The 13,648-nt window shown below is 22.7% G+C and carries 10 protein-coding genes and 1 tRNA gene; 3 read left to right on the top strand and 8 right to left on the bottom strand.

Going from position 1 to position 13,648, the window contains the following annotated elements; genetic code table 11:
* The 3 genes from hisD to rnhA all read right to left on the bottom strand — a co-directional run.
* The coding region (gene hisD / locus GJT84_RS00670) for a histidinol dehydrogenase (protein ID WP_168866990.1) at positions 1-1,776 on the bottom strand (1,776 nt) is incomplete at its 3' end.
* Positions 1,777-1,778: 2 nt separating this feature from the next.
* Positions 1,779-2,678: an ATP phosphoribosyltransferase gene (hisG, locus tag GJT84_RS00675; RefSeq protein WP_168866991.1), complete on the bottom strand. Its 900-nt coding sequence runs from the start codon at positions 2,676-2,678 to the stop codon at positions 1,779-1,781.
* A 186-nt stretch (positions 2,679-2,864) separates the two neighbouring features.
* A complete protein-coding gene (rnhA, locus tag GJT84_RS00680; RefSeq protein WP_168866992.1) occupies positions 2,865-3,359 on the bottom strand; it encodes a ribonuclease HI in 495 nt (164 codons plus the stop codon).
* Positions 3,360-3,406: 47 nt separating this feature from the next.
* Between rnhA and dnaQ the strand changes: the two genes are divergently transcribed.
* Both dnaQ and GJT84_RS00690 read left to right on the top strand, forming a co-directional pair.
* A complete protein-coding gene (dnaQ, locus tag GJT84_RS00685; protein WP_168866993.1) occupies positions 3,407-4,129 on the top strand; it encodes a DNA polymerase III subunit epsilon in 723 nt (240 codons plus the stop codon).
* Between the two features lie 65 nt (positions 4,130-4,194).
* Positions 4,195-4,268, top strand: a tRNA-Asp gene (locus tag GJT84_RS00690).
* A gap of 37 nt (positions 4,269-4,305) precedes the next feature.
* Here the strand turns inward: GJT84_RS00690 and GJT84_RS00695 are convergent.
* The 4 genes from GJT84_RS00695 to tkt all read right to left on the bottom strand — a co-directional run bounded on the left by GJT84_RS00695 (position 4,306) and on the right by tkt (position 9,538).
* On the bottom strand, positions 4,306-5,082 hold the full coding sequence (locus GJT84_RS00695; protein WP_168866994.1) for a mechanosensitive ion channel domain-containing protein: 777 nt from the start codon (positions 5,080-5,082) through the stop codon (positions 4,306-4,308).
* A gap of 114 nt (positions 5,083-5,196) precedes the next feature.
* Positions 5,197-6,276 (bottom strand): class II fructose-bisphosphate aldolase, encoded by a 1,080-nt coding sequence (gene fbaA / locus GJT84_RS00700; protein WP_168866995.1) that lies wholly within the window; start codon positions 6,274-6,276, stop codon positions 5,197-5,199.
* 31 nt (positions 6,277-6,307) lie between these two features.
* Positions 6,308-7,510, bottom strand: a complete 1,203-nt coding sequence (locus GJT84_RS00705; RefSeq protein ID WP_168866996.1) for a phosphoglycerate kinase — start codon at positions 7,508-7,510, stop codon at positions 6,308-6,310.
* A 21-nt stretch (positions 7,511-7,531) separates the two neighbouring features.
* Entirely contained in the window at positions 7,532-9,538 is a 2,007-nt protein-coding gene (gene tkt / locus GJT84_RS00710; RefSeq protein ID WP_168866997.1) for a transketolase, read from the bottom strand.
* 311 nt (positions 9,539-9,849) lie between these two features.
* On the opposite strand from tkt, the gene metK reads away from it, so the two are divergent.
* Positions 9,850-11,004, top strand: a complete 1,155-nt coding sequence (metK, locus tag GJT84_RS00715) for a methionine adenosyltransferase (RefSeq protein WP_168866998.1) — start codon at positions 9,850-9,852, stop codon at positions 11,002-11,004.
* Between the two features lie 38 nt (positions 11,005-11,042).
* On the opposite strand, the gene gyrA is transcribed toward metK, so the two are convergent.
* Positions 11,043-13,571 (bottom strand): DNA topoisomerase (ATP-hydrolyzing) subunit A, encoded by a 2,529-nt coding sequence (gyrA, locus tag GJT84_RS00720; protein WP_168866999.1) that lies wholly within the window; start codon positions 13,569-13,571, stop codon positions 11,043-11,045.
* Between the last annotated feature and the right edge of the window lie 77 nt (positions 13,572-13,648).

The raw sequence follows: 13,648 nt of genomic DNA on the forward strand, positions 1-13,648 counted from the left end.
ATCTAATGTTTTTTTAATTGTATATAAATCTAATTGCCAATTTTCCAAACTTTTAATAGCATTATATTTTATACCTAAAATTTTTGCATTAATTTTATACATACCATATGTAGGAGGAAAAAATAATATTTTATCATTTTCATAATTACAAAATGTACGAATTAATAATTCTATTCCTTCATCTGCACCACGACTTACTAATATATTATCAATATTAACACCACAATAATTACTATAATTTTTAATTAATCTTTTTGGTTGAGGTTCTGGATATCTATTAAATGTATTTTTAATAAGTTTTAAAATAGGTGTAATTGGTGATTCATTAGCATTTAATAAAATATGATCAAATCTACTATTATCTAATAATCTTGCTGATTGATAAGGTATTAAATTAATAATATTTTTTCTAGCTATTTTATTTATATTATTTTTATATTTATTATTATTTTGTTCTAAACAATATTTTTTTTTAATAAATTCACTTCTTAAAGTAACTGCATTTTTATGACCTATTAATTTTTCTGTTTTTGACATAATTTCAACAGTATTAGATATATTTAATAACCCTTGTGGAGTTAATTCTTGAACAGTCATGCGTTTCTGAAAATCAGAAACTCCTAAACTAGAATAAGTTAAAGCATGTCCATATGTTGGCAATACATGATTGGTTCCTGATGCATAATCTCCAACTGATTCTGGAGCCCAATTACCTAAAAATATTGATCCAGCATTTATAATATTGGGTAATATTTTTTCATATTCATGACATTGAATCATTAAATGTTCAGGTGAATATTCATTAGATATCTCTATACATTGATTAATATTTTTTGTAATTATAATATAACTATTACTAAGAGATTTTTTTATTATATTTTTTCTAGGTAAATTTATAATTTGATTATTAATTCCATTAATTACTTCTTTAGCTATTTTTTCTTCTGGAGTAAGTAAAATAACTTGAGAATCAACTCCATGTTCTGCTTGAGAAATTAAATCAGCTATAATAAAATTAGAATAAGCAGATTTATCAGCAATTATCATTAATTCTGATGGACCAGCTGGCATATCTATAGATGTATTTTCAGTATTTTCTTTTTGATTACTAACTTGTTTTTTAGCTTCAGTAACAAATGAATTTCCTGGACCAAAAATTTTATTTACTTTTGGTACGGAATTTGTTCCAAAAGCCATAGCTGCAATAGCTTGAGCACCTCCAATTTGAAAAATTTTTTTAATTTTACATAAATCAGCAGTATATAATATTTCATTAGATATAGGTGCTGGAGAGCACATTATAATATTTTTACATAATGCTAATTGTGCAGGAATTCCTAACATTAATACTGTAGAAAATAAAGGAGCTGTTCCTCCAGGAACATATAATCCTATAGAATTAATAGGACGATAAATTTCCTGACAGTATACTCCAGATGTAGTTTCTATTTTTTTAGTTGTAAATATTTGATATGAATGAAATTTATGTATATTATAAAAAGCATTATCAATTGCATTTTTAATATCTTTTTTTATATTTAATTTAGCATTATTAATTTTTTCAACAGGAATTTCTAATGTATGGACTTTAATTTTATCAAATAATAAATTATAATATTCTAAAGCACTATCACCTTCCTGTTTTACTTTTTTTATAATATTTTCTACATCTTTTTTTACATTTTTATCTAAAAAAATTACTGGTCTAGTTAATATCTTTTTTTGTTGATTTTTATTACATAAATCCCAATAAATGATATTTTTAAAAAAATTCATTTTTACTCCATCATTTTTTCAATAGGTAAAACTAAAATTGAGCTAGCACCAAGTAATTTCAATTTTTCCATAGTTTCCCAAAATAACGTTTCACTACTTACCATATGCATAGCAACTTTATTATTTTCTCCAGCTAAAGGTAATATTGTTGGATGTTCTGCTCCTGGTAATAAAGCAATTATTTCTTTTAATTTTTTATTAGGTGCATGTAGCATAATATATTTTGATTCTCTAGCTTTAATTACTCCTTGAATACGAGATAATAATTTATTAATTAATTTTTGTTTAATATTTATTATATTTCCATAACGTTGTATAAGGCAGGCTTTAGAAGCATATATTATTTCTACCTCTTTTAAACCATTTGCTTCTAAAGTAGCACCAGTAGAAACTAAATCACATATAGAATCTGCTAAACCTACTCTCGGAGCTAATTCTACTGAACCATTTAACATACAAGATTTAAATTTTATATTATAATTATCAAGATATCTTTTCAATAAATTTGGATATGATGTAGCAATACGTGTATTTTGTAAATATTTAATACCTGTATAATTTTCATCAATAGGTATTGCAATTGATAATCTACAAATGCCAAAATCTAATCTACGTAATGTTAAATAATAAGCATTATCTCCTTTAGAATAACGAGTTAAAACTTCTTCTTCTAAAACATTTTCTCCGATAATTCCTAAATCTACAACTCTTTCCATTATTAACCCTGGTATATCATCATCACGTACCATTAAGATATCAATCGGCATATTTTCTGCAAAAGCTATTAACCGTTGTTGTTGTAAATTAACTTTAATACCACATTTTTTTAATAATTCACGAGAATCATCACTTAAACGACCAGATTTTTGCATAGCTATGCGTAACCGATTGTTATCTAACATGATTTATCGTCCTTTTATTTTTATTTATAATGTTTTAAATTCGTCTGTTTATATTAAATATATCAGGTATTTATTATAAAAATAAAAATTTATTTAAAATATATTATGAATATTTATACCAAAATTATAAATAACAATATTTAAATATATTTAACTTAAATTAAACAAATTATTAAAAAATAACAACTATTTTTTAAAAGAATTTTTTTCTTTTTTTATTATATTAATATATCCAATATCTTGATAATTAGGATTTTTAGCAGAAAAACGAGCTAATTGGTCACATTTTTCATTTTCAATGTTTCCAGTATGTCCTTTAATCCAATACCAATGAATATCATGATTAATTAATGCTAAATCTAATCTTTTCCATAAATCAATATTTTTTACCGGTTTTTTATTAGAACACATCCATCCATATTTTTTCCATTTATGTATCCAAGTAGTTATACCTTTTTTTAAGTATTTACTATCAGTAATAATATTTATATTAAAATATTCTTTTAAAGATTCTAATGCTATAATGGAAGCCATTAATTCCATTCTATTATTTGTAGTAAAAAAAAAACCTTGCGTAAAAATTTTTTCATGGGAATAATACTTTATTATAGCAGCATATCCTCCAGGTCCTGGATTATAAAGACAAGAACCATCAGTAAAAATTTTTATATTTTTGTACATATATTAATTCTCTATATAAATTTATAAATATATATTAAAAACAAATTATGAATAAATTAAATTTTCGTCAAATAGTTTTAGATACAGAAACAACAGGAATAAATTCTTCTCCTCCTTATTATAAAGGACATCGTATTATAGAAATAGGTGGAGTAGAAATAATAAATCGTCGTGTTACAGGAAATAATTTCCATGTATATATTAATCCTAAAAAAACAATAAGTTTAGAAGCATTAAATATTCATGGTATTACTAATAAATTTTTATGTGATAAACCTACATTTAGTCAAATTATAAATGATTTTTTAAATTATATAAATAATTCTGAATTAATTATTCATAATGCTCAATTTGATATTGATTTTATCAATTATGAATTATCTCTATTAAAAAAAAATATACCTAACATTGAAAAAAATTGTTCTATAATAGATACATTAAAAATATCTCGTAAATTATTTCCAGGAAAACGTAATTCTTTAAATTCATTATGTTCACGTTTTAATATTGATAAAAGTAATCGTACTATGCATGGAGCTTTATTAGATGCCAAACTTTTAGCTAATGTTTTTTTATCTATGACTAGTATTCAAAATTCATTTATATTAGAATTTTCAAAAAAGAATATGGTAGATAAAAATGATATTTTAAAAAAAAAAATAATAAAGAAAAAATTATTAGTATTATATCCTTCTAAAGAAGAATATGAATCACATTATTTAAAATTAGATATTATTAAAAAAAAATGTGGTTTTCATTTATGGAATTAATTAAAAAAATTTAAATAAAAGTATTGACGATATTAACATATAATTTATAATATAATTATATTATAGGTGCGATAGTTCAGTTGGTTAGAATACCGGCCTGTCACGTCGGGGGTCACGGGTTCAAGTCCCGTTCGCACCGTGATAAAAACTAAAATAATATTTTTCATAATATTATTTTAATTATTATTAATCCATAATACACAGGAATTTTTATATAATTCTAAATTATGTTTAATAATATTCGTTAAATCAGAACATATTTCTTTTTTATAAAGAAAATTACTAATCCAAAAAAAAACTGTAAGATTTATTGAAATATTATTAATTTCATCTATAATAACAATTATTTTAGAATTTTTAATTATTCTTTGATCTAAATAGATTGTATCCAATAATATTTTTTTTATCATATTTAAATCTTCACTAATTAATAATCGAGAAAGTCCTAAAGTAATTTTATTACGATATTCATGACATTGAGAAAGATTAGTAATATTATCTGCTAATATTTTACCATTAGGTATTAATGTAATAATACCATCAAATGTTTTTAACTGAGTAGAAAAAATTTCTACTTTAGTTACTTGACCACTAATATTACAAACATTTATATAATCACCTATTTCAAATATACGAAAAGTAATAATTAATAATCCAGATGCTAAATTTGATAATGCACTTTGCCAAGCTAAACCAATAACAATACTTATTGTACCAAAAGCAGCAATTATTGATGCTGTATGTACACCTATATTACTTAATAGACTAACTATAGTAAAAATTACAATAAGATACTTTAAAATATTTGAAATAAATCCTATAGCAATAGGATCTATTTTTTTTACAATAAAAATATTATATATAATTTTTGCAAGTAAACGAATTATTAATAATTCAGTTAATAAAATACAACTTGATGTTAGTATATGTAATAATTGATAAGAAATAAACATTTTATTATATATAATCCTATTTACATTAAAAATAATAATTTATTTATTATTATATATATATATATAATAATAAGATATTATTATTGTTATATATAACAATTATAAAGAAATATATTATAATATATTTATAGCATTTAATTCTTGAAAAGTTTTTTCTAATCTTTTTCCCATTGATATTTGAGATGCTCTAATCCATGATCTTGGATCATAATATTTTTTATTTGGTTTATTTAAACCTTCTGGATTACCTAATTGTGTTTGTAAATATTTTTTATGTTCTTTATAAAAGTTTAATATTCCTTCCCAACTTGCCCATTGAGTATCTGTATCAATATTCATTTTAACTACACCATAATTTATAGATTCTTTAATTTCTTTTTCAGACGACCCTGAACCTCCATGAAAAACAAAATTTATAGGATTATGAATTAAATTATGTTTTTTACTTATAAAATTTTGTGAATATTTTAAAATTTTAGGTAATAATTTTACATTTCCTGATTTATATACACCATGTACATTACCAAATGAAGCAGCAATTATAAATTGAGAACTAATAGAATTTAACTTTTCATAAGCATAATTAACATCTTTAGGATCAGTATATAATGATTTTTTTTCTAAATTACTATTATCTAAACCGTCTTCTTCTCCTCCTGTACATCCTAATTCTATCTCTAATGTTATATTCATTTTAGACATTCTTTTAAAATATTTACTACATATATCAATATTATCTTGTATAGAATTTTTTGATAAATCAATCATATGAGAAGAAAATAAAGGCTTGCCATTTAATAAATAAAATTTTTCATTTTCATCTAATAATCCATCTATCCAAGATAAAGTTTTTTTAGAACAATGATCTGTATGTAATATTACTGGTATTCCATAATATTGAGCAATTTTATGTACATGATGTGCTCCAGATATTGCTCCTATAATAGATGCTAATGGAGAATTTTGAATTTGTAATTTTTTACCTGCAATAAAAGAAGCACCACCAATAGAAAATTGAATAATTACTGGAGATTTAACTTTAGCTGCTGTTTCTAAAACTATATTGATAGAATCAGTACCTATACAATTTATTGCAGGTAAAGCAAATTTATTTTCTTTTGCTATTTTAAATATAGTTTGTACATCATGACTAACAACAACACCTGGTTTTACATAATTTAAAATTTTAGACATATCATTACTTTGCCTTATTATTGATGAATATCTAATAATGATTATTTAAATCATCATAATAGATAGAATTAATATTCTGATATTTTTTTAATATAGATACGCAAGGTAATTTTTTACCTTCTACAAAATTTAAAAATGATCCGCCTCCTGTGGAAATATAGGAAATTTTATTAAATAAATTAAATAATTCTATTGCAGCTAATGTATCTCCACCTCCTGCAATAGAAAATGCATCACTATTAGCAATAGTATAAGCTATAGTTTTAGTTCCTTCATTAAAATTTGTTAATTCAAAAACTCCTACAGGTCCATTCCATAATATTGTTTTTGCTGTATTTAAAATATCTACTATAATTTTTATAGTATTTTTACCAATATCCATGATTTTTTCATTCAATAATATATTATTAATTTTTTTTGTTTTAACTAATGTGTTATTTGAAAATGATGTACCTACTTTACAATCTATAGGAATAATAATATTATTATATTCTTCTTTTAATTTTTTTGCTAAAATTAAAGCATTTGGTTCATATAATGATTGACCAATATTATTATTTATTGCTAAAAATGTATTAGCAATACCACCTCCAACAATAATTTTATCTGATAATTTAGCTAATTTATTTAATACATTAAATTTAGTTGAAATTTTTGATCCACCTACAATAGAAATAATAGGATGTTTAGGTTTTTTAAAAATTTTATTTAAATTATTTAATTCATTTATTAATAATAAACCTGCACAAGATTTATTTGCATATTTTATTACTCCATAAGTAGAAGAATGTTTTCGATGTGATGTTGCAAATGCATCCATTACAAATATGTCACATAATGAAGCATATTTTTTAGATAATTCTTCATTATTATTTTTTTCACCTATATTAAAACGAACATTTTCTAACATTATTATTTCATTTTTTTGAATATTTAATTTATTTAAATAGTTTTTTTGTAAGGTTACTTTATAATTTAAAATATTTTCCAAATATTGACTAATATTTTTTAAAGAAAATATGTGATTATATAATCCTTCTATAGGACGTCCTAAATGAGAAGCTATAATAATTTTAGCTCCTTTATTTATAGCATATTTTATAGTTGGTAATGATAAACGAATTCTAATATCAGAAATTATATTTCCCTTACAATCTATAGGAACATTAAGATCAGATCTAATTAATAATATTTTATTTGTAATATTAATATCTAAAATACTTAATATAGACATATTTTAAAATCCTTTACTTAATTAATTATTTTTTAAAAGATCTTGAATTTTTAAAATAATATTTTCTACTGTAAAACCAAATTTTTTAAATAATATTTCAGCAGGAGCAGAATAGCCAAATTTATCTATTCCTATAACAATTCCTTTTAAACCTACATATTTATACCAAAAATTAGATTGACCAGCTTCAATTGCTATTCTTAATTCAATATTTTTTGGTAATACATAATTTTTATAATCATCATTTTGTTTTTCAAAAATATCTGTAGAAGGCATAGAAACAACTCTAATTTTATATTTTAATTTAGATAATTGATTATATGCTTCTACAGCTAAATAAACTTCTGAACCTGTTGCTATTAAAATAATATCAGGATTTTGTTCTAAACAATCTTTTAATATGTAACCTCCATGTGTAATATATGTTATTTTATTTTTATTTCTGATTTGTGCAGGTAAACTTTGACGGGATAATATTAATGCAGTTGGACTATTAATATTTTCAATTGCATATTTCCATGCAATAGCTGTTTCTAATTGATCACATGGACGCCAAACACTTAAATTTGGAATTAATCTTAAACTAGATAATTGTTCTATTGGTTGATGAGTAGGTCCATCTTCACCTACTCCAATAGAATCATGAGTATAAATCATTATATTTCTAATTTTCATTAATGCAGCCATACGAATAGCATTACGGCAATAATCAGAAAATGTTAAAAAAGTCGCTGTATATGGAATGAATCCTTTATATAAAGAAATTCCATTAGCTATAGCAATCATACCAAATTCTCTTACTCCATAATGAATATAATTACCACATATAGATTTATTTATAGCTTGAGATTCTGAACATAAAGTTAAATTACTAGAAGCTAAATCAGCAGAACCACCTAAAAATTCAGGTAAAATTTTTGAAAAAAATTCTAAACATTCTTGAGATGCTTGACGAGTAGATATATTAATAGGATTTTGATATAATTTTTGAATAAATTTTTTAAAGTTAATAATCCAATTATTAGGTAATAAATTATTAATTCTTCTTTTTAATTCTTTAGCTAGTTCCGGAAATATATTAGAATAATCATTAAATTTATTTATCCATTTTAATTCTTTTAAACTACCAATATCTTTTGCATTCCATTTTTCATAGATTGATTTTGGTATTTCGAAAGGTTTATAATGCCAATTTAATTTTTTTCTAGTTAATTCAATTTCTATTTCTCCTAAAGGAGAACCATGTGATATATTTTTCCCAGATTTATTAGGAGAACCAAAAGCAATAGTTGTATTACAAATTAATAAAAATGGTTTTTCTTCTATAGAAGACTTAGCTTTATCAATAGCTTGTTGTATTTCTTTATAATCATGTCCATTTATATTAGGAATAACATTCCATCCATATGATTCAAATCTTTTTTTAGTATCATCAGTAAACCATCCATTAATATTACCATCAATAGATATACCATTATTATCATAAAATACTATTAATTTTTTTAATTTTAATGTTCCTGCTAAAGAACATACTTCATGAGATATCCCTTCCATTAAACAACCATCACCTATAAATACATAGGTATAATGATTAATTATATCATAATTTGGTTTATTAAATTGTGATGCTAATGTTTTTTCAGCTATAGCCATACCAACAGCATTAGCTAATCCTTGACCTAATGGTCCTGTAGTAGTTTCTATATTTGGTGTACATCCAAATTCAGGATGTCCTGGAGTTTTAGAATTTAATTGTCTAAATTTTTTTAATTCTGATATTTTTAAATCATATCCAGTTAAATGTAATAAACTATATATTAACATTGAACTATGGCCATTAGATAATATAAATCTATCACGATTTATCCATAGTGGATTTCCAGGATTATGATTTAAATAATCACGCCATAATACTTCTGCTATGTCAGCCATACCCATAGGAGCACCAGGATGTCCAGAATTAGATTTTTGTATAGCATCTATACTTAATATACGAATAGCATTAGCAAGTTCTTTTCGAGAAGACATTATTCATGATTCCTAATAATTATATTTGTTAAAAAAATAAATTTTTAAAATTAATAATTTAAATTTATAAGAATTTTTCTATAAAATAAATATATACTGAAATAATATTAAAATCTATTTATTATATTTTCAAAAAATTAGATTAATTATATTAATTAATATAATATTAGTAATTAATTTTTTATTATTAAAATATTTATAAAACATAATTTAATTTATTTAAATTTTATTTTTAATAGAATATTTTTCTAATAAATATTATTTAAAATTATTAACATTAAATTTTATTAAGTAATTTAAAAGGGATAATAATGAGTGAATATCTTTTTACTTCAGAATCTGTTTCTGAAGGACATCCTGATAAAATGGCAGATCAAATTTCTGATGCTATATTAGATGCTATAATTAAACAAGATATAAAAGCACGTGTTGCATGTGAAACATATATTAAAACTGGAATAGTATTAATTGGAGGAGAAATAACTACTACTGCAACTATAGACATAGAAAAAATAATAAGACAAACAATAAAAGAAATAGGATATACAAACTCAAATATGGGATTTGATTATAATTCTTGTGCTATATTAAATAATCTAGGTAAACAATCAGAAGATATTTATAAAGGAATATTTAATAAAAATGGGTTAATAAAAGGAGCAGGAGATCAAGGACTAGTTTTTGGATATGCGACTAATGAAACAGATAATTTTATGCCTGCACCCATAACTTATGCTCATCGTTTAGTATATAAACAATCTGAAGTAAGAAAAAATGGAATTTTACCATGGTTAAGACCAGACGCTAAAAGTCAAATTACTTTCAAATATAAAAATAATAAAATTATAGGAATAGAAACAGTAGTTTTATCAACTCAATGTTCAGAAGATATATCTTATAAAAAATTACAAGAAGCAGTAATGGAAGAGATTATTAAACCAGTATTACCTAATATATGGTTACATAAAAATACAAAATTTTTTATTAATCCTGCTGGTCGTTTTATAATTGGTGGTCCAATGGCAGATTGTGGATTAACAGGACGTAAAATTATTGTAGATACATATGGTGGTATGGCACGACATGGTGGAGGATCATTTTCAGGAAAAGATCCTTCAAAAGTAGATAGATCTGCAGCATATATAGCAAGATATATAGCAAAAAATATAGTTGCTTCTTCTTTAGCATCACGTTGTGAAATTCAAATAGCTTATGTAATTGGTATTTCTAAACCTATATCTTTAATGGTAGAAACATTTGGAACTGGAAAAATTTCTAATGAAAAATTAACTTTGTTAATACAAGAATTATTTGATTTAAGACCTTTTAATATAATTAAAATGTTAAATCTTTTAAATCCAATATATAAAAAAACATCTTCTTATGGACATTTTGGAAGAAATATTTTTACATGGGAAAAAATAGATAAAATTAATGAATTACTAGAAAAATCTAAAATTCAATAATTTTACTATTATTAATTTTAATATTATAATAAATATTATTATTTTATAGAAATTTTTTCTAATGCGATTACTTTTTCATTTTTATTTGTTTTTATTATAGTTACTCCTTTAGTATTACGACTAACTACACAAATTTCTGAAACATATGTACGTATTAAAGTTCCCATATTAGTTATTATTAATATTTGATCATTATAAGATACTTGTATAGCATTTACTACTAAACCATTTCTTTTATTAATTTTAATAGAAATTACACCTTTAGTAGATCTTGATTTAATTGGATATTCTTTATTATTTGTTCTTTTACCATATCCGTTTTGAGTAATAGTAAGAATATCATTCTTAGATTGATCATTTAAAACAATTAATGCAACTACACTATCTCTTTGAGATAAAAGTTTTATACCTCTTACACCAGTTGATACTCTACCCATAGATCTAACTTTTATCTCATTAAATTTTACAACTTTACCAAAAGATGAAAACAACATTATTTTATCTTTTTTATGAGTTATAGCAACTCCTATTAAAGAATCATTTTTTTTTAATTTTATTGCGATAATTCCGTTATTTCTAGGATTACTAAATTTATTTAAATTAGTTTTTTTAACTATTCCTTTTTTAGTTGCCATAAATAAATTTAATTTATCACTATATTTATTTACTACAAGTAAATTAGTGATTCTTTCATAATTTTTTAAAGGTAAAATATTAATAATTGGTCTTCCTTGCGCATATCTATTAGATTTAGGTAAATTATAGACTTTTGTCCAATATAAACGTCCTAAATTAGAAAAACATAAAAGAGTATCATGTGTATTAGCTATAAGTATACGATTAATAAAATCTTTTTCTTTTATTTTAACGGCTAATTTTCCTTTACCACCTCTATGTTGAACTTCATAATCAGATAATTTTTGATATTTAATATATCCTTGATATGATAAAGTAACTATTACATCTTCAGCATTGATTAAATCTTCTGTTGTTATAAAAGATTTATTTTTAATAATTTCAGTTTTTCTTGTATCTCCAAATTCTTGTTTAATAAAAATTAATTCTTTATATATTACTTTCATTAAACATTGATAATCATCAACAATTTTTATAAGTTCTGATATTTTATATATTATATTTTGATATTCTTGGAATAATTTTTTATGCTCTAAATTAGTTAATTTATGTAATTTTAAATCTAAAATAGATTGTACTTGTTCATGACTAAAAGAATAATTATTAGATTGAATTAAATTTAAGTTATTAGTATAATTATTAGACTCTTTTATTTCTTTAGATTTTAAAATAGATAATACATTATTAATATTCCATAATTTAGAATGAATTTTATTTTTTATTGTTTCTATAATAGAAGAAGAACGAATAATTTCTATTATTGGTTGTATATTAGATAATGCTACTATTAATCCTTCTAAAATATGAGCTTTATTACGAGCTTTATTAATTTCATAATTAGTTCTACGTATTACTACTTCTCGACGATGGGATATAAATGCTTCAATAATATTTTTTAACGACATAACTTTGGGTTCCCCTTTATATAAGGAAACCATATTAATATTAAAAGAAATTTGTAATGGAGTTAAAGAATATAAATTATTTAGAATAACATTTGTTGACATATCTTTTTTTATTTCTATAACAATTCTAATTCCATCTTTATCTGATTCATCTCGTAAATTTTTAATTCCATGAATTTTTTTTTCTTTAACAAGTTCTGCTATTTTTTCTATTAATTTAGCTTTATTAACTTGATATGGTAATTCATATATAATAATTGAAGATTTATTATTATTTGTAATAATTTTACTACGTCCACGAATAAAAATTTTTCCTTTTCCTGTAATATAAGCTTTTTCAATTCCATTAAAATCGTTTATAATTCCTGATGTAGGAAAATCAGGACCTGTAATATATTTCATTAATTCTTGAATAGAAATATTTTCATTTTTTATATAAGCTAAACATGCATTTATTACTTCTGTAAGATTATGTGGAGGTATATTTGTAGTCATACCAACAGCTATTCCAGAAGATCCATTAATTAATAAATTAGGTATTTTGGTAGGCATTACTTCTGGAATTTTTTCGGTACTATCATAATTAGGTAAAAAATTTACTGTTTGTTTTTCTAGATCATTAATTATTTCTTGAGCTATTTTAGTCATTCTTATTTCAGTATAACGCATAGCTGCAGCTGAATCACCATCAATAGATCCAAAATTACCTTGTCCATCTATTAATGTATATCTTAAAGAAAATGATTGTGCTAATCTTACTATTGTATCATAAACAGCAGAATCGCCATGAGGATGATATTTACCTATAACATCTCCTACAATACGTGCTGATTTTTTATAAGGTTTATTCCATGTATTTCCTAATATATACATAGCATATAACATTCTTCTATGCACAGGTTTTAATCCATCTCTAGCATCTGGTAATGCTCTACCAACTATAACAGACATAGCATAATCTAAATAAGAATTTTTTAATTCTTCTTCAATATTAATTGAATTAATTTCTTTAGAAAAAAAAACCATATAAATTATTATCCTTTTAAACATATATTAATATGTTAATTTTAACATAATTAATTATATTCTATTAATATATTTGA

The organism is Enterobacteriaceae endosymbiont of Plateumaris sericea, assembly GCF_012562605.1.
Taxonomy (GTDB): Bacteria; Pseudomonadota; Gammaproteobacteria; order Enterobacterales; family Enterobacteriaceae.